General features: G+C 41.8%; 17 protein-coding genes and 1 riboswitch. Of the genes, 8 read left to right on the top strand and 9 right to left on the bottom strand.

What is annotated here, in order from left to right; translation table 11 throughout:
- Positions 1-7: 7 nt before the first annotated feature.
- Both BKG94_RS01705 and glnA read right to left on the bottom strand, forming a co-directional pair.
- Positions 8-1,120 (bottom strand): LPS O-antigen chain length determinant protein WzzB, encoded by a 1,113-nt coding sequence (locus tag BKG94_RS01705; RefSeq protein ID WP_077433608.1) that lies wholly within the window; start codon positions 1,118-1,120, stop codon positions 8-10.
- Positions 1,121-1,286: 166 nt separating this feature from the next.
- Positions 1,287-2,705 (bottom strand): glutamate--ammonia ligase, encoded by a 1,419-nt coding sequence (gene glnA, locus BKG94_RS01710; RefSeq protein ID WP_077433610.1) that lies wholly within the window; start codon positions 2,703-2,705, stop codon positions 1,287-1,289.
- Positions 2,706-2,983: 278 nt separating this feature from the next.
- On the opposite strand from glnA, the gene typA reads away from it, so the two are divergent.
- Positions 2,984-4,834 (top strand): translational GTPase TypA, encoded by a 1,851-nt coding sequence (typA, locus tag BKG94_RS01715; protein ID WP_077433612.1) that lies wholly within the window; start codon positions 2,984-2,986, stop codon positions 4,832-4,834.
- A gap of 151 nt (positions 4,835-4,985) precedes the next feature.
- On the opposite strand, the gene BKG94_RS01720 is transcribed toward typA, so the two are convergent.
- Positions 4,986-6,200: a pyridoxal phosphate-dependent aminotransferase gene (locus BKG94_RS01720; protein WP_077433614.1), complete on the bottom strand. Its 1,215-nt coding sequence runs from the start codon at positions 6,198-6,200 to the stop codon at positions 4,986-4,988.
- Positions 6,201-6,346: 146 nt separating this feature from the next.
- On the opposite strand from BKG94_RS01720, the gene BKG94_RS01730 reads away from it, so the two are divergent.
- The 4 genes from BKG94_RS01730 (at position 6,347) to BKG94_RS01745 (ending at position 11,499) form a co-directional block, all read left to right on the top strand.
- Positions 6,347-7,639 carry an isochorismate synthase gene (locus BKG94_RS01730; RefSeq protein WP_077433616.1) on the top strand — a complete coding sequence of 431 codons (1,293 nt, stop codon included), beginning with the start codon at positions 6,347-6,349 and terminating at the stop codon, positions 7,637-7,639.
- The gene (menD, locus tag BKG94_RS01735) at positions 7,630-9,336 is read left to right on the top strand and encodes a 2-succinyl-5-enolpyruvyl-6-hydroxy-3-cyclohexene-1-carboxylic-acid synthase (protein ID WP_077433618.1); all 1,707 of its coding nucleotides are present in this window, start codon (positions 7,630-7,632) and stop codon (positions 9,334-9,336) included. Before BKG94_RS01730 ends, menD begins: the two co-directional genes overlap by 10 nt.
- Before the next feature lie 33 nt (positions 9,337-9,369).
- On the top strand, positions 9,370-10,113 hold the full coding sequence (gene menH, locus BKG94_RS01740; protein WP_077433620.1) for a 2-succinyl-6-hydroxy-2,4-cyclohexadiene-1-carboxylate synthase: 744 nt from the start codon (positions 9,370-9,372) through the stop codon (positions 10,111-10,113).
- A gap of 69 nt (positions 10,114-10,182) precedes the next feature.
- Positions 10,183-11,499, top strand: coding sequence for an MFS transporter (locus BKG94_RS01745; RefSeq protein ID WP_077433622.1), 1,317 nt, complete (start codon positions 10,183-10,185; stop codon positions 11,497-11,499).
- A 76-nt stretch (positions 11,500-11,575) separates the two neighbouring features.
- On the opposite strand, the gene raiA is transcribed toward BKG94_RS01745, so the two are convergent.
- From raiA to BKG94_RS01765, 4 genes are all read right to left on the bottom strand, one after another.
- Complete coding sequence (raiA, locus tag BKG94_RS01750) at positions 11,576-11,896, bottom strand: ribosome-associated translation inhibitor RaiA (RefSeq protein ID WP_077433624.1); 321 nt, start codon at positions 11,894-11,896, stop codon at positions 11,576-11,578.
- 235 nt (positions 11,897-12,131) lie between these two features.
- On the bottom strand, positions 12,132-13,499 hold the full coding sequence (locus BKG94_RS01755) for an alanine/glycine:cation symporter family protein (protein WP_077433626.1): 1,368 nt from the start codon (positions 13,497-13,499) through the stop codon (positions 12,132-12,134).
- 84 nt (positions 13,500-13,583) lie between these two features.
- A riboswitch (glycine riboswitch) is annotated at positions 13,584-13,707 on the bottom strand.
- Positions 13,708-13,941: 234 nt separating this feature from the next.
- A complete protein-coding gene (gene tkt / locus BKG94_RS01760; RefSeq protein WP_077433628.1) occupies positions 13,942-15,939 on the bottom strand; it encodes a transketolase in 1,998 nt (665 codons plus the stop codon).
- A 105-nt stretch (positions 15,940-16,044) separates the two neighbouring features.
- The gene (locus tag BKG94_RS01765; protein ID WP_077433630.1) at positions 16,045-16,713 is read right to left on the bottom strand and encodes a YtjB family periplasmic protein; all 669 of its coding nucleotides are present in this window, start codon (positions 16,711-16,713) and stop codon (positions 16,045-16,047) included.
- 70 nt (positions 16,714-16,783) lie between these two features.
- Here BKG94_RS01765 and serB point away from each other — a divergent pair, with 70 nt between their 5' ends.
- Positions 16,784-17,728, top strand: coding sequence for a phosphoserine phosphatase (serB, locus tag BKG94_RS01770; protein ID WP_077433632.1), 945 nt, complete (start codon positions 16,784-16,786; stop codon positions 17,726-17,728).
- A gap of 18 nt (positions 17,729-17,746) precedes the next feature.
- The gene (locus BKG94_RS01775; protein WP_018355389.1) at positions 17,747-18,238 is read left to right on the top strand and encodes a YajQ family cyclic di-GMP-binding protein; all 492 of its coding nucleotides are present in this window, start codon (positions 17,747-17,749) and stop codon (positions 18,236-18,238) included.
- A 43-nt stretch (positions 18,239-18,281) separates the two neighbouring features.
- On the opposite strand, the gene BKG94_RS01780 is transcribed toward BKG94_RS01775, so the two are convergent.
- Positions 18,282-18,524 (bottom strand): hypothetical protein, encoded by a 243-nt coding sequence (locus BKG94_RS01780; protein WP_077433634.1) that lies wholly within the window; start codon positions 18,522-18,524, stop codon positions 18,282-18,284.
- A 473-nt stretch (positions 18,525-18,997) separates the two neighbouring features.
- Between BKG94_RS01780 and BKG94_RS01785 the strand changes: the two genes are divergently transcribed.
- Entirely contained in the window at positions 18,998-21,244 is a 2,247-nt protein-coding gene (locus BKG94_RS01785) for a nitric-oxide reductase large subunit (RefSeq protein ID WP_077433636.1), read from the top strand.
- 88 nt (positions 21,245-21,332) lie between these two features.
- Here BKG94_RS01785 and argH read toward each other — a convergent pair whose 3' ends face one another.
- Positions 21,333-22,706 (bottom strand): argininosuccinate lyase, encoded by a 1,374-nt coding sequence (gene argH / locus BKG94_RS01790; protein WP_077433638.1) that lies wholly within the window; start codon positions 22,704-22,706, stop codon positions 21,333-21,335.
- Between the last annotated feature and the right edge of the window lie 179 nt (positions 22,707-22,885).

Here is a 22,885-nt window from a genome sequence, read left to right on the forward strand (position 1 = left end):
AATATACCTATCTGTTTTGTTTAAATAAGTAGGATATTATAATAGATAAAACGGATAAAACTGACCCCAAAATAAATCCAATTACAAGAATTAAGGCTTTCTTAGGTTTATCTTTTATCACTGGATAATCAGGACTTGCCTGATAACTAAATGCGCTAGCCTTCGACTCTTTGGCTTTAGTTAGTAATGGCTTCAAATCTTTTAATAACTCAGAAACTTGATAATATCTCGGTGGATAAACCACACCTTTTTGTGTAATAACGTCAATTTGTGCTTGTAAATATTTTTCACCAAGCATGAAAAGATAGGTACCATCACTTAATTTTGAATCTGAAAGTGGTACTTTGGTTTCCGACATCGAAATAGCTTGCAAAGCTGCCTCATTATTAGCGGAACCGAAAGATTTTGAATATTCTTTAATTCCTGCCTCTTTCGCAATATTTAGCGCATTAGTTAAATTTTCTAATTGAACTTTGCGCTGAATAGTTAAATCGCGCTCAAACTTTATTTTTTCATAGTTTAAATCAGAAATAATCTCACCTAAATTAATAACAAAATTCTCTAACTCCAATTGGTATGCAGATTGGTTAGTAAAAGAAATAAATTGTTGTAATGTATCTTGTGCATTTGTCGCTGTTTCTGCAGAAAAACTGATTCTACGCCCTAATAAATCAGGCTCTTTTTTAGGATCTGGCTTCACTACAGTAATCTTAGTAACTAAATCTGCCAAAATAGCTCTCGCAAATTCTTCATCTTTTCCTTCAGTCAGAGATTTATATAAATTAGATTGTCCAAAGAACTTTCTACGCTCATCTAGAGATTCAGATAACAAGTTGAATTTACCAAATAAACTACCTGTTAATGCATTAGCATCAAACTCACTACCTAAAATACGTGAATATTCTTTTCGAATATTAAAATAAGTCCCTAAATCGGTTATTTTAGGTGCAATCACTTCCGCTTTAGAAGTCCATTGCTCTTTCGCAGTAAATGCATACACACCTGCAATTAGGGTACATACGAATGCAGAAAGGATAATCCAAATTTTTTTATTCCATAAAACTTTAATTAATTCAATGAGATCAATCTCATCATTATTAGCTGCATTTGTATTATTCACTATAAAATCCTCAATGCTTATTCCATAAATATTAAACGGATATTCTAGGCGATATTCTCCCCTTTCACAAGGATAAAGAATGTAAATAGATGTAAATACAAAAGAAAAAAGTGCGGTCAAAATCAACCGCACTTTCTCTGTTTGGTATCACTTGCTCTAGATAAAATTACGCATAGTACATCTCAAACTCCACTGGGTGTGGGGTCATATTTAAGCGTTCTACTTCTTTGCGTTTAATACCGATGAAGGCTTCTACAAATTCTTTGCTGAAGACATTACCTTGGGTTAAGAATTCGTAGTCTTTCTCTAAAGCATTCAAGGCCTCTTCTAATGATCCTGCCACTGCTGGAATATCTTTAAGTTCTTCCGGTGGTAAATCATAAAGATTTTTATCCATCGCATCGCCCGGGTGAATTTTATTCACAATGCCATCTAATCCCGCCATTAATAAAGCAGCAAATGCAAGATATGGGTTTGCCATTGGATCAGGGAAACGGGCTTCAATACGGATCGCTTTCGGGCTTGTCACCGCAGGAATTCGGATTGAAGCGGAGCGGTTGCTTGCTGAATAAGCCAATAACACCGGCGCTTCATAACCCGGTACTAAGCGTTTATAAGAGTTGGTGCTTGGGTTGGTGAAGGCGTTTAATGCTTTAGCGTGTTTAATGATACCGCCAATATAATAAAGAGCAGTTTCAGAAAGACCGGCATATTTATCGCCTTGGAAAATATTTTTTCCCTCTTTGCTTAATGACATATTACAGTGCATACCTGAACCATTGTCACCGGTAATCGGTTTCGGCATAAAACAGGCGGTTTTACCGTGTTCAAGCGCGACATTTTGCACCACATATTTATAGATTTGGGTTTCATCCGCTTTTAAAGTTAAGCTATTGAATTTTGTAGCAATTTCGTTTTGACCCGCCGTTGCCACCTCATGGTGATGAGCCTCAATAACCAACCCCATTTCTTCTAAAAGTAAGCACATTTCAGAGCGAATGTCGTGTGCGCTATCAATGGGCGCAACGGCACAATAACCGCCTTTTTTAAGTGGGCGGTAAGCATTATTCCCCCCCTCATATTTTTTGTTGGTATTCCATGCGGCTTCCACATCATCAACGGAAAAGGAAGCACGGTTCATAGAAACATCAAAACGCACATCATCAAATAAGAAGAATTCAGGTTCAGGACCAAAAAATGCTTGATCGGCAATACCGGTAGAACGCATATAATTTTCAGCACGAATGGCAATAGAACGAGGATCGCGATCATAACTTTGCATCGTGGTCGGTTCATACACACTACAACGAAGAGAAAGAGTCGGGATTTGCGCAAATGGATCAACAACGGCGGTTTCAGCCATTGGCATTAAAAGCATATCGGCTTTATTGATGGTTTTCCAACCTTCTACGGATGAACCGTCGAACATTTTACCGTCTTCAAACATATCTTCATCCACAAGATTAACCGGAATGGATACACCGTGTTCTTTGCCTTTAATATCAGTAAATCGAAGAAGCACGAATTTAATATCATTTTCTTCAATAAGTTTAAATACATTAGCGATGGCATTTGCGTTTGACATAGTAAGTCCTCTATTTTGCAGGGTAAGGATTATTAAAAATAGGGCACATTATAGCCTAATCCCTAGCGCTTTTCATTGGATTTATTTTTCTTATTTAACATAGCGGGCAATATAAAAGTCATGTATAATTCCCGCCCTTTCGTGCCAAAAATAGGGGCAATTTACCGCGTAGGGGGTGTGAATTGCCTGCAACCCACGCACGAAAACAGCAGACCTTTTAATTAATTCGTGCGTGAAACCCTGTTTCATACCCCTTACATAACCTATTCAGATAAGCAATGACAAACAAAATTGATATTAACAAACTGCGCAATATTGCGATTATCGCGCACGTTGACCATGGTAAAACCACACTTGTAGATAAACTTCTTCAACAATCCGGTACTTTTGAAGCAACACGTGGCGATATCGACGAGCGAGTGATGGATTCCAATGATCTGGAAAAAGAACGTGGTATTACGATTCTTGCCAAAAACACAGCGATTAACTGGAACGATTACCGTATCAATATCGTTGATACCCCGGGGCACGCTGACTTTGGCGGTGAAGTAGAACGTGTGCTTTCTATGGTCGATTCCGTGCTTTTAGTCGTAGATGCCTTTGATGGTCCGATGCCGCAAACCCGTTTTGTTACCCAAAAAGCCTTCGCCCACGGATTAAAACCGATTGTTGTCATCAACAAAGTTGACCGTCCGGGTGCCCGCCCTGATTGGGTAGTGGATCAAGTCTTCGATCTCTTTGTCAACCTTGGGGCAACCGACGAGCAATTAGATTTCCCGATTATTTATGCTTCCGCATTAAATGGCGTGGCAGGTTTAGAACATGAAGAATTGGCAGAAGATATGACTCCATTATTTGAAGCCATTGTTAAACATGTTGAACCCCCAAAAGTGGAATTAGATGCGCCATTCCAAATGCAAATTTCCCAATTGGATTACAACAGTTATGTAGGGGTAATTGGTATCGGTCGCATTAAACGTGGTGCGGTTAAACCAAATCAACCGGTCGCTATCATTAATAGCGAAGGCAAAACCCGTCAAGGACGTGTGGGACAAGTGCTTGGTCACCTCGGTTTACAGCGTTATGAAGAAGAAATGGCCTATGCAGGCGACATCGTGGCTATCACCGGTTTAGGCGAGCTCAATATTTCCGATACCATTTGCGATATCAATGCCGTTGAAGCACTGCCTTCATTAACTGTTGATGAGCCGACTGTGACCATGTTCTTCTGCGTCAATACTTCGCCATTTGCCGGTCAAGAAGGAAAATATGTCACTTCACGTCAAATTCTTGAACGTTTAAATAAAGAATTGGTACACAACGTAGCATTGCGCGTGGAAGAAACACCGAACCCGGATGAGTTCCGTGTATCCGGCCGAGGCGAATTACATCTTTCAGTATTAATTGAAAATATGCGTCGTGAGGGTTATGAGCTTGCTGTTTCCCGTCCAAAAGTGATTTATCGTGAAATTGATGGCAAAAAACAAGAACCTTATGAGCAAGTGACCATTGATGTGGAAGAACAACACCAAGGTTCTGTGATGGAGGCCTTGGGTATCCGCAAAGGTGAAGTACGTGATATGTTACCGGACGGCAAAGGCCGTGTTCGTTTAGAATACATCATCCCAAGTCGTGGGTTAATCGGTTTCCGTGGCGAATTTATGACGATGACTTCCGGCACCGGTTTACTGTACTCCAGTTTTAGTCATTATGATGACATCAAAGGCGGAGAAATCGGTCAGCGTAAAAATGGGGTGTTAATTTCTAACGCAACAGGTAAAGCCCTTGCCTATGCTTTATTTGGTTTACAAGAACGAGGCAAATTAATGATTGATGCCAACGTAGAAGTCTATGAAGGGCAGATCATTGGTATCCATAGCCGTTCAAACGATTTAACCGTCAACTGCTTACAAGGTAAAAAACTCACCAATATGCGCGCCTCGGGCAAAGATGATGCTATTGTGCTCACCACACCGGTGAAATTTAGTCTCGAACAAGCCATTGAATTTATTGATGACGATGAATTGGTGGAAGTCACCCCTGAATCGATCCGTATCCGTAAAAAACTTCTAACGGAAAACGATCGCAAACGGGCAAATCGTACAACAACCAGTACTAGCACCCACTAAACAAAAAATGGAATCAGCGATGATTCCATTTTTTACATTGAAAGTGCGGTCACAAAAAACAACGTTTTTTGAACGTTGGCTTTGCCAACGGCACCGAAGGTGTGAATAAATCACTTTAGTGATTTATGAATAATTTTCACCGCACTTTTTCCTATTGATGATAGTTTTCTAAGAAACGCCCTAATTTGGTAATCGCCTCTTCCAACTGGTTAACATAAGGCAAGGTGACAATACGGAAGTGATCCGGTGAGTGCCAGTTAAAGCCTTTACCATGCACAAGCAACACTTTTTCTTGGCGGAGTAAATCCAACACCATTTTTTCATCACTGTGAATATTAAATTTTTTCACATCAATTTTCGGGAACATATAAAGCGCCCCCATTGGTTTCACACAGCTAATGCCGGGAATTTGTGTAATCAATTCATAGGCTTTATTGCGTTGTTCCAATAAACGTCCACCGGGTAAAATAAATTCATTAATACTTTGATAACCGCCTAAGGCTGTCTGAATGGCATGCTGCATTGGCACATTGGCACACAAACGCATTGAAGCCAGCATATCCAAGCCTTCGATATAGCCTTTCGCATGATTTTTCGGACCATTTAGAATCATCCAGCCTTGACGGAAACCGGCGACACGGTAAGCTTTCGACAAGCCATTAAAGGTCACCGTTAATAAATCAGGCGCTAATGCCGCAATATGATGATGAACCGCATCATCATATAAAATTTTGTCGTAAATTTCGTCCGCAAAAATAATTAAATTATGTTGGCGAGCCACTTCCACAATTTCTTCCAATAAGGCTTTGCTATATACCGCACCGGTTGGGTTGTTCGGATTGATGACTACAATGGCTTTGGTTTTGGTATTCACTTTCGCCTTAATATCAGCACTATCCGGGAACCAATTCGCTTCCTCATCACACAAATAATGCACGGCTTTGCCACCTGAAAGGGTCACTGCCGCCGTCCATAACGGATAATCCGGCATTGGTACTAAGACTTCATCACCATCATTTAATAAGGCTTGCATTGCCATGGTAATCAACTCAGACACCCCGTTACCAATATATACGTCGTTGACCGTTGAGCCTTGGATACCCTTAGATTGATAATACTGCACAATGGCTTTACGAGCAGAATACAACCCCTTGGAATCACAATAACCTTGCGCCGAAGGCAAGTTACGCAATACATCCACCAAAATTTCATCCGGTGCCTCAAAACCAAACGGCGCAGGATTACCAATATTTAATTTTAAAATTTTATTGCCTTCTTCTTCCAAACGGAGCGCTTCTTTGTGTACAGGCCCACGAATGTCATAACAAACATGTTCCAATTTATCGGATTTTGGGAATAATCGCATAGCCATTCCTTTTATTTTTTGTGAAAAGTGCAGTTAATTTACGCTGAATTTTCAATCTTGAAAAGATTTTGTAAAAAAATTTTTTGTAACAAGCAAACTGCGGTAGAATACCCAACAATTTTTACGATAAATTTAAACGATTTCTAATGGGTAGTTTAGAGCAAGCGACAAGCCGATTAAGTCAGCAAATTGAGGATTATTTGCGACAGGAAAAAAATGATATTGCGTGTTTCCGAATGGAAATCAGCAATATCAATTTATTGGCATGGCTAAAGGCTCAGCGCACTTACCCGCAATTTTATTTACACTTTCGTGATGAAAACAAAAGCCTTGCAACTGTCGGTCAAGTGCGTTCATTTTCCCAACTTCATTCAGCTCAAACTTTTATTGAAGAGCATCATTTTCCCCTTGTAGGCGGTTTACAATTTCAGGGAAACGGGCAATTTATTTTGCCTCTGCTATTGCTAGAAGAGAATGAAAACATGACGACTATCAGTTGTTTTGTAGAGGGAAAAACCGCTGCACAAGCCGCATTAGAACAATTAAAAACTTTGCCAAAAACAACCGCACTTTGCCCACTGCCGAAGCAAATTCCCTTATATACCGAGCAACAGGCAAATAAACAAATGTGGTGCAATTGGGTCAATCAGGCATTGTATGAAATTAAGCAAGGCGAACTCACAAAACTGGTTTTAGCCAATGAAACGGTTTTTCATTTAAAACAAGCCGTCAATCCCTATGATTTTCTCGCTGAAAGTGAACGTCAAAATCAGGGATGCTATCATTTTTTATGGGCGGAAAATCCTCATTCAACCTTTGTGGGTTCAACACCGGAGCGCCTATTTGCCCGTGAATACAATCTGTTTTTAACAGAAGCCCTTGCAGGCACAGCACCGATTACGGCTGACCCAAAAGAAAATCAGCAACAAGCAGAATGGTTATTAAATGATGAAAAAAATTTGAACGAAAACTGGCTCGTGGTACAGGATATTTCACAAAATATTCACCCAATGGTGGAATCTTTTGATGTCAGCGAAGTGGAGCTCAAACCGTTACGCAAAGTCCAGCATTTGCTGCGAAAAATTCGGGCAAATCTGACCGCTCATTATCGGGATTCAGCACTACTTCAATCCATTCATCCTACGGCAGCAGTTTCCGGTTTACCCCAACAACAAGCGAGAATGATTTTATCGGAAATTGAAACCTTTGATCGTGGTTGGTATGCAGGTACATTGGGATTGATGAGTGAGGCTTATACAGAATTTTGCGTGGCTATCCGCTCGGCATTTATTGAGGGAAATCGCATTCGTGTCTTTGCCGGGGCGGGGATTGTAGAAGGCTCCGAACCTTTAGCGGAATGGAAAGAAATTGAACGTAAGGCATCGGGATTAATTTCCCTTTTTGCAGAAAATAATAATGGAGAAAAAGAATGTCTGTAAGCGTGTTTAATCGTTGTTGGTCAAAAGTGATTTTAGAAACTTTGGTACGCCAAGGGGTTTCCCATTTTTGTATTGCACCCGGTTCACGTTCAACCCCTTTAACCCTAGAAGCTGTGCGTTTACAAAATGCAGGTCGCACCATATGTCATAGTCACTTTGATGAACGTGGTCTAGGCTTTTTTGCTCTTGGCATTGCCAAATCAACCCAATCCCCTGTGGCAATTATCGTTACATCCGGTACAGCCACAGCAAATCTTTATCCGGCGATTATTGAAGCACGCCAAAGCGGTGTCGATCTCATTGTTTTAACGGCTGATCGCCCACCTGAATTATGGGAATGTGGTGCTAATCAGGCCATCTTGCAACAAAATATGTTTGCTGACTATCCTGTTGCCAATGTCAATCTGCCTAAACCCAATTCGGACTATTCTGCACAATGGTTAGTTTCTCTGATTGAACAAGCAATATTTCAACAAACCCAACAAAGTGGCGTAGTTCATATTAATGTGCCTTTTGCCGAACCACTTTATGAGGCGCAGGAAGACGCCATCGACACTCATCCTTGGTTACAGCCCCTACAACGTTGGCTTTCACACAATAAACCTTGGATAGCCCATGAATCTCAGCAACAAGAAGTGCTGATGCACGAAAATTGGGATCACTGGCGTACCAAACGTGGGGTGATTGTTGTCGGGCAACTCCCAATGGAACAAGCCATGGGCATTAATGCTTGGGCAACCACCATGGGCTGGGTGTTATTAACTGATATTCAATCCGGTGTAGAACCTATGACGCCTTATGCCGATATTTGGCTTGCCAACCAAACGGTGCGTGAAAAGTTATTACAAGCGGATATTGTGATTCAATTCGGATCACGTTTTATCAGCAAACGCATTAATCAATTTTTACAAACCTTTAAAGGTGAATTTTGGATTGTGGAACAAACGCAAAAAGCGGTGGATCCTTATCATCATACTCATACTCGCTTTAATGCAAAAGTCCACCACTGGCTACGGGCACATCCTCCTCTTCGTCAAAAATCTTGGTTGCTGGAGCCCCTTGCGTTGTCCAAATTCTGTGCCGGTTTTATCGAACAGCAAGTAGGCGGTAACCTTAACGAAGCCTCCCTTGCCCATCATATTGAACGTGTATTGCCTTACAATGGGATCTTGTTCCTCGGCAATAGTTTATTTGTACGCCTGGTGGACGCTCTCACCAAGCTCCCTGAAGGCTACCCGATTTATACCAATCGTGGTGCAAGCGGGATTGATGGTTTATTGGCAACCGCTGCCGGTATCGGCTTGGGAACCAATCAACCTGTTGTGGCAATGATTGGCGATACTTCGACCCTGTACGATCTCAATTCTCTCGCACTGTTCAAAAATGTCACACAACCGACCATTATTTTTGTTATCAACAATAATGGTGGGGCAATTTTTGATATGTTACCGGTGGATGAAGAAGTCAAAGACCGTTTTTATCGCTTACCGCACAACGGCGATTTCTCACAAATTGCCGCAATGTTCGATATTAAATACGCTCACCCCTACACTTGGGCGGATTTAAGCAGCGTGCTAAAACAAGCCTATACCCGCCGTAAAACGACATTGATTGAAATCAAAACCAACCCGAATGACGGCAGCAATATCTACAAGCGTTTAATTGAACAAATCAGCCATGCTGTGATTGGCGCATAAGGAAAATAAGGGCGAATTCCGCCCTTTGTTTTTATGATGAATATTATTTTTCTCCACGGTCTTCTCGGCACCGCTTCCGATTGGCAAAAAGTCATCGAAAATCTACCGCACTTTCGCTGTATTTCGATTGATTTACCTTTCCATGGCAAAGCAAAGGAAACCGCTGTTTGTCATTTCAACGACACCGCAGACTATCTTTCCAAGCAAATCCAAAGTGCGGTCAAAAATGAGCCCTATTTTTTGGTGGGCTATTCTCTTGGCGGACGCATTGCCATGTATTATGCCTTGCAAGCCAAGGTAGAAAAAGGGAACTTGCAAGCAGTGGTTTTGGAAGGGGCGAATTTGGGCTTAAAAACAGAAGAGGAAAAGCAAGCTCGCTGGCAAAATGATACTCAATGGGCAGTACGATTTACTGATGAAGCGCCTGAAAGTGTGTTAGAGGATTGGTATAAACAACCTGTCTTTTCCCATTTAACGGACGATCAACGGGCAACGCTCATTGAAAAAAGAAAGGCAAATTGTGGTGCGAATATCGGCCAAATGTTACTTGCCACCAGCCTCGCCAAACAACCGGATTTCCGAGAAAAAGTGCGGTCAAGTTCTCTACCGTTTTTTTATTTTTGCGGTGAGCAGGATCTCAAATTCCAAGCGCTTGCACATTCTGAGCAACTCAATTTAACCACAATTCCCAACGCAGGTCATAATTCACATTTGGAAAATCCTCTTCTATTTGCGAAAAAACTTGAGAATCTGATTTTAAAAATTGCTCAATTTTAAAGGAAATGCTAGGATTTAACCCCTTGTATTTATAACCTTTTTTATTTTATATTTTCTAAGGAAAGCAATATGACAGCACAACTTCGCAATAATCCGATGAAGGTGGCGCTTGCCTCAATGGTCGGTACAGCAATTGAATTTTTTGATTATTATATCTATGCGGCAGCTGCCGTGCTGGTGTTCAATACCCAGTTTTTCCATAGCGATGATCCCCTTTCAAATGATCTTCTTTCCCTTTCAACTCTCGCCTTAGCATTTTTTGCCCGCCCTATCGGCTCGGCATTGTTTGGACACTTTGGAGATAAAATCGGGCGTAAAAAAACCCTTGTCGCGTCTCTCTTACTCATGGGTGGATCCACCGTAATTATCGGTTTATTACCCAACTATTCTCAAATCGGTATTTGGGCACCGATTTTGCTTTGTATTTGTCGCGTAGGACAAGGTATCGGTCTTGGCGGTGAATGGGGTGGTGCCGCTTTAGTGGCAACAGAAAATGCACCGGAAGGCAAACGCGCATGGTACGGTACGTTTCCACAACTAGGTGCACCTATCGGGCTATTTGTTGCCAATGGAACCTTCTTCTTAGTGAGCTATTTTTGGGGGCAAGAAGCACTTGTTCAATGGGCTTGGCGAATTCCCTTTGTCTCTTCCGTATTATTGGTATTTGTCGGCTTATATGTCCGTTTAACTCTACACGAAAGCCATGTTTTCATTGAAGCGGAACAAAAAGGCAAAAAATTAAATGCGCCGGTGAGTGTCGTATTTACCAAACACTTAAAGCCTATGGTGATCGGGACATTCATTATGGTTGCCACCTACTCCCTTTTCTACATTATGACCGCCTTTGCACAAGCGTATTCACGTACGGCACCGAATCTTTCCGAAGCCGGTCATCCTCTCGGATTAGGGATTCCGGCAAATACTTTTACAGGATTATTATTAATCAGCGCCATTGTTTTCGGTATTTTTATCAGCATTTCCGGTATTTATGCCGATAAAATCGGGCGCCGTAAATGGCTGATCTGGGTTACCGTTGCCATTGGTATATTAGGTTTAGCGATGCCAATGTTCTTACAAAACGGAACGCCAACCAGCGTATTTGCCTTCCTTGTCATCGGTATGGCAATCATGGGGATGACCTTTGGCCCAATGGCGGCCCTATTGCCTGAATTATTCCCAACTGAAGTACGCTATTCCGGTGCTTCTCTTGCCTATAACTTGGCTTCTATTATTGGTGCCACCATTGCCGCAATGATCTCATTGAAAATCAACGCTTCATTTGGTGTCATGGGAGTGGGAATTTATTTGGCGATTAATGCGTTAATGACTTTATTGGCATTGCTTGCCTCAAAAGAAACAAAAAACGTGGATTTAACCCAAATTTAATGCTTCATAAAAACACAAATGCCAAGGGATTACCTTGGCATCTTTTCTAAAAAATATCTTTAAAAACAACCGCACTTTATTCAAATGAATCTTTTAAGCGCTCATCTGCACGGCGGGATTCCCCTTTATGCTGTAATTTATTAAGTTGGCGTTCTAATTTTTCTTCCACTTCGTTGATCGCTTTGTACATATCATCAGCCTTCGCAGTAGCAATTAAATTACCAAGCGGCGTACCAATGGAAGCCTCAACAGAAAAACCATTCGGCACTTTATTCAACACAAAATGGGGATTGATTAATTGTGTATGCCATTTTTCCAATTTAGCTAAACGGTTTTCCACATGTTCACGAATTGCAGGGGTGATTTCCATTTGTTTGCTGGTGATGTTTAATGTCATAACATTTACCTCTTTGCGTTGTTAAGAACCTTTCGGTTCGGTTTGATTTAATATCAAAATAGCCCCCTAAATGGGCTTTTTCAAGTCATTTCTGTATGAAAAAAATAAGAATATTAAAAAATATGATCTAGATCCCATTTATAAATATTACTTGTTTTCTTTTTATAAAAAATTGTTACTATAACGGACTGTAATAAAAAAGGATGCCAAGCATCCTTTTATTTTTTGTATTAAATTAAACCATCTCATCTTGGTCATGATGATTGATTTTTAAACGATTGAAATAATCTTTCGTTTCTTCAATCACGATCTTACGTAATCCGATTAGGGCAATTAAATTTGGAAATGCCATCAATCCGTTTACAATATCGGCTAGAATCCAAATCAAATCTAATTTTAAGAATGAGCCGATCCCCACCAAAATAATAAATATTAAGCGATATAAACGAATACCACGCGTCCCCACTAAATACACGAAACAACGCTCACCATAATAACACCACCCTAAAATTGTCGTGAATGCAAAAAATAATAAGCCTATGGTGACAATGGTCGCCCCAAAATCTAATCCTAACCCTTGTGAAAATGCCGCATTGGTTACCGTTGCGCCGGCAAGCTCAGGGTTGCTCCATGCTCCGGTTAAAACCAACACGATCCCTGTCATTGAACATACAATAATGGTATCTAAAAAAGTACCGGTCATGGAAATAAGACCTTGGCGAACCGGCTCTCGTGTTTGGGCGGCGGCGGCGGCAATCGGTGCACTCCCCAAACCGGATTCATTAGAGAAAATCCCCCGTGCCACTCCCGATTGAATGGCTTTCATGACGGTAAAACCTAATACCCCACCTAGCGCAGATTGCGGATCGAAAGCACTACGAATAATCAACATCACCGCATCCGGCACCCGTTCCCAATTTAATAAAATGATGATGATTGATACGAGTACATAGGAAATCGCCATAAAAGGCACAATGATGGATGATGTAATCGCAATACGTTTTACACCGCCTAAAATAATCATTGCCACCAATACCGTCACCACCACGGCGGTAATAATCACCGGAATATGGAAAGTATCTTCCATAGCGTGCGTAATCGCATTCACTTGTGGGAATGTCCCGATACCAAAAAACGCCACCAATACACCAAACACCGCAAACATTTTAGCAAGCCATTTGATGCCTAAACCGCGCTCAATATAATACATAGGGCCACCGGACATAAAACCCCGACGATCTTTCACCCGATATTTCACCGCAAGCAAACATTCCGCATATTTCGTCGCCATACCCAGTAATGCCACCAGCCACATCCAAAAGATCGCCCCCGGGCCGCCTGCTTGCACCGCCGTCGCCACGCCGACGATATTCCCAGTGCCGATGGTTGCCGCTAAAGCGGTACTCAGTGCAGCAAAAGAAGACACATCCCCTTTTCCGCCCTGTTCTTTTCTAAATAAATAGCTAATCGCAAGGGGTAAATAACGGATTTGAATGAAACCTAAACGTAAAGTGAAATAAAGCCCCGTACCGGATAATAAAATCAGTAATGGAGGGCCCCAAATGAAACTATCAATGGTAGATAAAATTGTCGTGAATGACATTGTGATTCCTCGTTGTCTAAAAACAAATAAATGCAACAAGGAGACGAAAAGCATCCGTGAAAAGAAATAAAAAATACAGATTATCTTTTAGCCCCTGTCCTTTTGCCTGAGCGTTTGAAAAACGGCGTGAAAAACCACCGCTCTTTTGCGCCTTCGGCGTCCATTTACCCTATTTTTAAGGGCAATGGATCTCTCCAAGGGTTCGTCCAGTAACAGTCCCTGCACTGATGTGCGCCTGAAAGATTTTACATCGTCGGCGTAGGGTTCATTCCCTACTCTCCAGCTACCTTCATCCGAACTCATTTTCTCTGATCTCTCAGAAAAAACGGGGCGGATTTTAGCAAAATCAAAGATAGCGATCAATTATTGGAAAGCGCAGAAAAATAAAGTGCGGTCGAAAAATACGCTTTTTCAACCGCACTTTAGTTCTAGTGAACAGAAATTACAAAATTTCTTTCGCTGTCGCCACTACGTTATCCACAGTGAAACCGAACAATTTGAATAATTGATCTGCAGGGGCAGATTCACCAAAGGAATTCATGCCAACAATACGACCGCCAAAGCCCACATATTTATACCAGAAATCAGAAATACCCGCTTCAATCGCTACACGTTTGGTCACGGAAGAAGGCAAGACCGCTTCACGGTATGCTTCGTCTTGTTTGTCGAAACGGTTGGTGCTTGGCATTGAAACCACACGCACATTTTTACTTTCCGCCGCAAGTACCTCTGCCGCTTTAACGGCAAGTTCCACTTCTGAACCTGTCGCAATCAAGATTAAATCCGGTGTGCCTTGGCTATCTTTTAAGATATAAGCACCACGCGCCACATTGGCTAATTGCTCGGAAGTGCGGTCCATTTGGGACAGATTTTGGCGGGTGAAAATTAATGCGCTAGGCCCTTCTTGACGTTCTACCGCTTGTTGCCATGCCACCGCAGATTCCACTTGATCGCACGGACGCCATGTTTCAAGATTCGGGATTAAACGCAATGATGCCGTTTGCTCGACCGGTTGGTGAGTTGGACCGTCTTCCCCTAAACCGATGGAATCATGGGTATAAACAAAGAGGTTGCGTAATTTCATTAATGCCGCCATACGTACTGCGTTATGGGCATATTCGTAGAACATTAAGAAGGTTGCACCATAAGGAATGAAACCGCCGTGTAAAGCGATACCGTTCATGATGGCTGACATACCAAATTCACGCACACCGTAGTTGATGTAGTTGCCCCCTACGTTTTCATGGGCACGAATTGGTTTTGAACCGCTCCATAAAGTGAGGTTAGAGCTGGCTAAGTCTGCCGAACCGCCTAAAAACTCAGGTAAAACCTGTGCATAGGCTTCAATGGCATTTTGAGAGGCTTTACGGCTTGCAATGCTCGCCGGATTCGCTTGTAATTTTTCAATGAAGGCTTGGGAATATTTTGACCAATCAGTCAGTAATTCACCAGCCACACGGCGTTTAAATTCAGCCGCTAATTCCGGATAAGCTTTTTCGTAGGCGGCAAATTTTTCTTCCCAAGATTTTTCCGCAGCTGCGCCTTTTGCTTTGGCATCCCATTCGGCATAATATTCCGCCGGAATTTCAAACGGGGCATAATCCCAATTTAAGGCTTTACGGGTTAAAGCGATTTCTTCATCGCCCAACGGTGCGCCGTGAGAATCGTGCGAGCCGGATTTATTCGGCGAACCGAACCCGATAATGGTTTTACAGATAATTAAGGTCGGTTTTTCTTTTTCCGCTTGGGCGAGAACGGTTGCCGCACGAATTTGTTCCGCATCGTGACCGTCTACATTGCGAATCACCTGCCAGCCGTAGGCTTCAAAACGGGCTGCCGTGTCATCGCTAAACCAACCGTCAACATGACCATCAATAGAGATATTGTTGTCATCATAAAAAGCAATTAATTTGCCTAAACCGAGCGTGCCCGCTAAAGAACAAGCCTCGTGAGAAATCCCTTCCATTAAACAACCGTCACCTAAGAACACGTAAGTGTAGTGATCGACAATGTCATGACCTTCACGGTTAAATTGACCGCCCAAGGTTTTTTCAGCAATCGCCATACCCACTGCATTGGTAATACCTTGACCTAAAGGTCCGGTTGTGGTTTCAACACCGGGGGCATAACCATATTCCGGATGTCCCGGCGTTTTAGAGTGTAATTGGCGGAATTGTTTTAAATCGTCAATGGAAAGATCATAACCGGTTAAATGCAACAAGCTGTAAATCAACATTGAACCGTGTCCGTTTGACAATACAAAACGGTCGCGATCTGCCCACTTCGGATTAGTCGGATTATGTTTTAAAAAATCACGCCATAATACTTCGGCAATATCTGCCATCCCCATTGGTGCGCCGGGGTGACCTGATTTTGCTTTTTGCACCGCATCCATACTTAAAAAGCGGATTGCGTTGGCTAATTGTCTGCGAGTTGCCATATTATTCTCCTGTCTAAAGTAAGTTTTTACCTATTCTACCTTATTTGTTTCGTCATTTAGGCAAAATAATTGAAATTTTATGCAATAGCCTTGATCTATCGTAAATTATGTTTTGCGCCGTCGTTGGCGATACCGTTGGATATTAGATTTAATAGGTAAATTGACCAGTTTTTTAGGTTCATTTGATTTACGATAAGCACGGCGATAATGGCTTAAAAAATAGTGAATGGAGCTCGCCAATACTACGCCTAATAAAAAAACTACAATCAATTCACCGTACAGTTGACGAAAAATTTGATTAATTTTACTTTGAGAAGATTGGGCATATTGACCATCAAAGGTTACACGTAAAAAACCTTGAATACCTAAATTAGAATAAATCGGTTCAACAATTTGTTGCCCGGTGTTTTCTTCCCCATTAGTTTCAAGCCCTAAACGTAAACGCAAACTTTCCGAGCCGGTACTTTGTGCCAGTAATTTTCCCTGTGCATTATAAATTGAGGCATCCAATACAAAATATTCCTGCACAAAATTATCTAAATTTTCCTTCAGTTTTTCAGATTCTGTATTATTCACCAACAATACGGAAAACAAATTAGCTTGTTGGCGTACAAGGATATGGGACAAATTGGCCACCTGATTCACACTGGCAAACTGCGAACTAATCTTAAATTGTTGCACACCAAACAAAATGACTACCAATGCACCAAAACAAAAGATCAAAATCAGCGCAAGCATCACAGATTTTGTTAATTTTTCTTTAATTAAATGCAAGTTATTTTTCCCCACTTCGCCCTTAAATCGGCTAGAATAGTTTTAATTTTCACAATTTACAGGATTTTCTATGCAAATTCAAAACCTTGCAAGTATTACACAAAAATACCCAACATTTCCAACCGCACTTTTGCCCGATTTGCCCCTTGCCCCATTAGATGATGATTTCATTCTCTACGGCACACAATTAAACCTTTCCGCTCTCACTCAATTTCAGCAAAAGTGCGGTCAAAATTTTCAGTGTTTTGATGCTTGGAATGTGGCTCAAAATACGGTCGTTTTGCTTAAAGGGGAATGGCAGGATACCTTCCTTGCGATTGCACACGAGCTAGGTTTAGATATTGCCCGACTCAACTTCAAGGCTAAGTTATCGGAAAAGGGATTATTAGTGATGGATATGGATTCCACTGCAATCCAAATTGAATGTATTGATGAAATCGCCAAACTTGCCGGCACAGGTGAATTAGTGTCTGCCATTACCGAAAGTGCGATGCGGGGCGAACTGGATTTTGAACAGAGTTTACGCCGCCGAGTCAGTACATTGAAGGAGGCGCCTGAAAGTATTCTACAGGAAGTACGGGCAAATTTACCCTTAATGCCCGGTTTGCAGGAAACCCTACAAACCTTACAAAAACACGGCTGGAAAACCGCCATTGCGTCCGGTGGTTTTACTTACTTCGCCGATTATTTGAAAGATTTATTGAAATTAGACTGCGCCGTTTCCAATCAATTTGACATTGTGGAGGGCAAACTTACAGGTTTAGTGAAAGGTGATGTCGTGGATGCGCAATATAAAGCACAAACACTCCAACGCTTGCGTGATGAATATGGCATTGCACCTGAGCATACCATTGCTATTGGCGACGGCGCGAACGATTTAGCGATGATGAATGTAGCGGGATTAGGGGTTGCTTTCCACGCCAAACCTAAAGTGCAACAACAAGCGCAAATTGTGGTAAACTTTGCCGACTTGACCGCACTTTTGTGTCTTTTAAGTGCAAGAGAAAGAATTTAACGTTAGTGGGAGAAAATTATGCCATCTTTTGATATTGTTTCTGAAATTACCATGCACGAAGTGCGTAACGCCGTAGAAAATGCAAACCGCGTATTAAGTACACGCTATGATTTCCGTGGCGTGGAAGCCGTCATTGAACTCAATGAAAAAAATGAAACCGTAAAAGTGACGACGGAATCCGAGTTTCAACTGGAACAACTGATCGAAATCTTGATTGGTGCATTTGTTAAACGTGGTATTGAACACGGCTCATTGGATATTCCAACGGAAAGTGAACACCATGGCAAACTTTATACCAAAGAAATAAAATTAAAACAGGGCATTGAAACCGAGATGGCAAAAAAAATCACAAAATTAGTGAAGGATTCTAAAATTAAAGTTCAAGCCCAAATTCAAGGTGATCAAGTACGCGTTACCGGAAAATCCCGCGATGATTTACAAGCGGTCATTCAGTTGGTAAAAGGCGCGGAACTGGGGCAACCTTTCCAATTTAATAATTTCAGGGATTAATACTCCAAAGGGGCGGTTAAAATTCAACCGCCCCTTTTCAATCTCATTCAATATTATGCCGCTTTACATAATTTCGTGCGAGCCGTGCAGGGTTAATTCCCACCAGTTCTGTTAAGGCGTTATAACCACAGAGTAACTCAGATAAATTAACGCCATACAGATACAAAAATCGAGCTTTTACTATATGAGAACCGCCCACGGCAGCCGATGCCATTAAAATACCGGGACCTAACGCATTCAATTTTGAAAGCCATGTTGATTTTTCATTTTGGTTATAGCCTGTCATTCAAATTTCCTTTTATAAAAAAGTAGAAAATCCTGATTCTAAGCGGAACAATAAAAAATTCAAATACTCTACTGGATAATTCGACAACAAACTTCCGTATAAAAACAATTTCTACGAGAGTTTTTTTTAGTTTGTAGGGAGATTCTGTGTCAACTTGATTCGTGTTTCTCTAGAAAGGAAAGAATGCCGCATCATTCATATATTGATATTTTCCTACAAGGAACGATGTTCACTTATAACGCTTGCTTATTTTAGTCGTAAAAAATGCGGTCGGAAATTCCGGTATTATGTAGCAGTTGCGCAGGAACACCGATTTCAATAAAAATTTAAGTTTACTTACTTTTAGGTAATCACTCCCGATTTAATACCCGATATAATCAGTCGGGTATTTTACCTTTCGTAAAATCTCCTCTCGTATGCTTAGCATGCATTCTCTAACTATAAAATTAAACTTAAACCTAGGAGTGGTAAAAATGGGACAGTATAAAAAATTCTGGTACCTATTGGTTGCCGTGTTGATAGGGGCATTCTCTATTCTCGGCTACTACGGCTTTGAAATTTATCGTGAAGCACCGCCTATTCCGCAGCAATATGTATCGGAACAAGGCGAGAAAGTGATTACCCGCGATGAAATTATGCACGGTCAAAGTGCTTGGCAAAGCACCGGCGGTATGCAGTTGGGTTCCGTATGGGGGCATGGTGCCTATCAAGCACCGGACTGGACGGCAGACTGGTTGCACCGCGAACTTGTTAACTGGTTGGATATTGTTGCAAATCAGGAATATGGTAAAAATTTTGCCGATTTGGATGAAGATCAACAAATTGTTTTAAAAAACCGCTTAACGAAAGAATATCGTGGTAGCAAAGTGGATGAAAACGGTACTGTAGTGCTTTCCGATAACCGTTTAGCAGCCATTGATAAAACCGCACAATATTACATTTCTTTATACGGTGATGATCCGGCAACGAAAAGTACGCGTGAAAATTTTGCAATGAAAGAGAATACATTGCCAAGTTTACAGGCTCGTCAGGATCTCGCTAAATTCTTCTTCTGGACGGCTTGGACGGCTTCCGCAGAGCGCCCTAACACGCACGCAACTTACACGAATAACTGGCCGCACGAGCCGTTAATCAATAATGTACCGACACCGGAAAATGTGATTTGGTCTATCGCCAGTATCGTATTTTTGATTGCCGGTGTTGGTTTTGTGGTGTGGATTTGGTCATTCAAAAAACGTGAAGATGAAAAAGATCCTGTTCCGGCGGAGGTTGATCCGCTCACAAAATTACAACTCACACCATCGCAACGTGCGTTAGGCAAATATTTGTTCACCGTGTTAGCTTTATTTGCCGTACAGGTCAATTTAGGGGCGATCGTTGCACACTATACGGTGGAAGGTCAGGAATTTTACGGCATTGATATTTCCCAATATTTACCTTATTCCCTTGTGCGTACATGGCATATTCAAGCCGCATTATTCTGGATTGCCATGGCATTCCTAGCGGGCGGTTTATTCTTAGCACCGATTATTAACGGGGGCAAAGATCCTAAATATCAAAAATTAGGCGTGGATATTTTATTCTGGGCGTTGGTTGTTTTAGTGGTCGGCTCATTTACCGGTAGCTATTTAGCCATTGCGCATATCTTACCGGAAGAATTAAGCTTTATGTTTGGTCACCAAGGCTATGAATTTATTGACTTGGGTCGTTTCTGGCAAGCGGTGAAATTTGCGGGTATTTTATTCTGGTTAGTCTTAATGCTTCGCGGTACGGTGAACGCATTTAAACAGCCGGGTGATAAAAACCTACTTGCCTTATTCTTCGCCTCCGTTATCGCTATCGGCTTATTCTACGGCCCAGCGTTGTTCTACGGCGAGCATACTCATTTATCTGTGATGGAATACTGGCGTTGGTGGGTGGTTCACCTCTGGGTAGAAGGTTTCTTTGAAGTATTCTCTGTTGCGGCACTTTCCTTTATTTTCGTTAGTTTAGGGCTTGTCTCCAGAAAAATGGCAACGATTGCCACCATTACCGAGGCGGCATTATTCTTAATCGGCGGTATTCCGGGTACGTTCCACCACTTATACTTTGCCGGTGCAACCACACCAATTATCGCTGTTGGTGCTTCATTCTCTGCATTGGAAGTTGTTCCATTGGTCTTGTTAGGCCACGAAGCTTGGGAACACTGGTCAATGAAACAAAAAGCACCGTGGATGGATCGTTTAAAATGGCCTATTTACTGTTTCGTTGCGGTGGCATTTTGGAATATGTTGGGAGCCGGGGTATTCGGTTTCTTAATCAATCCACCGATTTCGCTCTATTATGTGCAAGGTTTAAATACAACCGCAGTCCACGCCCACGCCGCGTTATTCGGGGTGTACGGTTTCTTAGCGCTCGGTTTCGTCTTCTTAATCGCCCGTTACTTACGTCCGGATACACCGTTTAACGATAAACTAATGAAATGGGGCTTCTGGTTATTGAATGGCGGTTTGGTATTGATGATCGTATCAAGTTTATTACCAATCGGCATTATTCAAGGTTATGCAAGTATCTCCGAAGGCTTGTGGTATGCCCGTAGTGAAGAATTTATGCAACAACCGTTATTTGATACCCTACGTTGGATTCGTTTAGTGGGTGATGTGATCTTTATCTTCGGCGCACTTGCCTTTTTCTGGCAAATCTTTACGTTGGTTTTTTTCAAACCGAAAAAAGCCGCTTAATGAGGCGGTAACAAAAAGCGGCTATTTTTAGCCGCTTTCTTTTTTAAACATAATCATTTTTGACCGCACTTTTGTTATTTGGTTTTATTTAAGCAAATCTTTCTTTTGCTTCCGCAATGGCTTCTGCCACTCTCAATGGCGAAACGCCACCTTTCGCACAACGTTTATCCAAACAAGATTGAAGGGAAAGAATATCATACACATCATCGCCCACCACTTCGCTAAATTGACGGAATTCCGGAATGGTTAAATCTTCTAACCCTTTGCCTTTTTCAATGGCATATACCACGGTTTCGCCCACAATATGATGAGAATCACGGAACGGCACACCTTTTGCCACAAGATAATCCGCCAACTCGGTGGCATTGGAATAGCCTTTTAGTGCGGCTTCACGGGTACGTTCAACATTCACTTTTAATTCATCCAGCACAAAGGTCGCCATATCGACACAATCCTGCCAAGTGTCAAGGGCATCAAAAATCCCTTCTTTATCTTCCTGCATATCTTTGTTGTAAGCGAGCGGCAACCCTTTTAGCGTCATCAGCATACCGGTTAACGCGCCCATTACACGACCTGCTTTGCCACGAATCAATTCGCAGGCATCGGGATTTTTCTTTTGCGGCATAAGGGAGGAACCGGAGGTTACACGATCCGATAATTCCACAAAATTCGCTTCGCCGCTGTTGAAAATAATCATATCTTCCGCAAAACGGGAGAGGTGCGCCATACTGAGAGAGGCGGCAGAGAGCAATTCCACGATATGATCACGATCCGATACGCTGTCTAAACTGTTGCGGGTGGCAAAGCTAAACCCTAAATCCAAAGCAAGTGCATCACGGTCCACCGCATAAGCCGTCCCCGCCAAGGCACCGCTACCGAGCGGGCAAGTATTCATACGTTTATAGGCATCCGTTAAACGGGTATAATCCCGATCAAACATTTCCACATAAGCCATACACCAATGGGCAAAAGTGATCGGTTGCGCGCGTTGAAGATGGGTATAACCCGGCATCACGGCTTCTTGCGTATTTTCAGCGGTTTGCACCAAATGGCGTTGCAAATTGCGAATTGAATCTTGTAATTCAATCACACGCTGTTTACACCACATTTTAATATCCAGCGCGACCTGATCGTTACGACTGCGTCCGGTATGCAATTTTTTACCAAGGTTGCCGACTTTATCAATCAGTTTACTTTCCACCCAGCTATGAATATCTTCCGCTTCATCTTGCAAAATCGCTTGCGGATTTGACCGCACTTCGATCAATAATTCGTTTAATGCTTGCTCTAATTGTTGCTGTTCCTCTTGCGTTAATACATTCACTTTGACTAACGCTTTCGACCAACCGATTGATCCTTCAATATCTTGTTCGGCCAGACGATAATCAAAACGTAAAGAATCATTAAAATCTTTAAAACGTTTATCGGCTGCTTGTGTAAAACGCCCACCCCAAAGTGCCATAATTCATCCTCTATCATTGAATTTTTGGCTGTTTTAAAACAGCCTGATTAAGAAATTATTCTAAATTAATGCATATTTATGCATAAATCAACGAATATTTCAGAAATTCCAAAACTTTATAAAAACAAACCGCACTTTACCATAAAAAAACGCCATTTTTACAACAAAAACTAGACAGG

This window comes from Rodentibacter ratti (assembly GCF_002000485.1).
In the GTDB taxonomy this organism is placed as follows: domain Bacteria; phylum Pseudomonadota; class Gammaproteobacteria; order Enterobacterales; family Pasteurellaceae; genus Rodentibacter; species Rodentibacter ratti.

What these genes read in the sequence shown, in the direction of transcription:
- glnA (WP_077433610.1), bottom strand. Translation starts at nt 2,705, where the DNA reads ATGTCAAACGCAAATGCCATCGCTAATGTATTTAAACTTATTGAAGAA.
- BKG94_RS01785 (WP_077433636.1), top strand. Translation starts at nt 18,998, where the DNA reads ATGGGACAGTATAAAAAATTCTGGTACCTATTGGTTGCCGTGTTGATA.
- BKG94_RS01780 (WP_077433634.1), bottom strand. Translation starts at nt 18,524, where the DNA reads ATGACAGGCTATAACCAAAATGAAAAATCAACATGGCTTTCAAAATTG.
- menD (WP_077433618.1), top strand. Translation starts at nt 7,630, where the DNA reads ATGTCTGTAAGCGTGTTTAATCGTTGTTGGTCAAAAGTGATTTTAGAA.
- BKG94_RS01755 (WP_077433626.1), bottom strand. Translation starts at nt 13,499, where the DNA reads ATGTCATTCACGACAATTTTATCTACCATTGATAGTTTCATTTGGGGC.
- raiA (WP_077433624.1), bottom strand. Translation starts at nt 11,896, where the DNA reads ATGACATTAAACATCACCAGCAAACAAATGGAAATCACCCCTGCAATT.
- menH (WP_077433620.1), top strand. Translation starts at nt 9,370, where the DNA reads ATGATGAATATTATTTTTCTCCACGGTCTTCTCGGCACCGCTTCCGAT.
- BKG94_RS01775 (WP_018355389.1), top strand. Translation starts at nt 17,747, where the DNA reads ATGCCATCTTTTGATATTGTTTCTGAAATTACCATGCACGAAGTGCGT.
- tkt (WP_077433628.1), bottom strand. Translation starts at nt 15,939, where the DNA reads ATGGCAACTCGCAGACAATTAGCCAACGCAATCCGCTTTTTAAGTATG.
- BKG94_RS01730 (WP_077433616.1), top strand. Translation starts at nt 6,347, where the DNA reads ATGGGTAGTTTAGAGCAAGCGACAAGCCGATTAAGTCAGCAAATTGAG.
- argH (WP_077433638.1), bottom strand. Translation starts at nt 22,706, where the DNA reads ATGGCACTTTGGGGTGGGCGTTTTACACAAGCAGCCGATAAACGTTTT.
- serB (WP_077433632.1), top strand. Translation starts at nt 16,784, where the DNA reads ATGCAAATTCAAAACCTTGCAAGTATTACACAAAAATACCCAACATTT.
- BKG94_RS01720 (WP_077433614.1), bottom strand. Translation starts at nt 6,200, where the DNA reads ATGCGATTATTCCCAAAATCCGATAAATTGGAACATGTTTGTTATGAC.
- typA (WP_077433612.1), top strand. Translation starts at nt 2,984, where the DNA reads ATGACAAACAAAATTGATATTAACAAACTGCGCAATATTGCGATTATC.
- BKG94_RS01745 (WP_077433622.1), top strand. Translation starts at nt 10,183, where the DNA reads ATGACAGCACAACTTCGCAATAATCCGATGAAGGTGGCGCTTGCCTCA.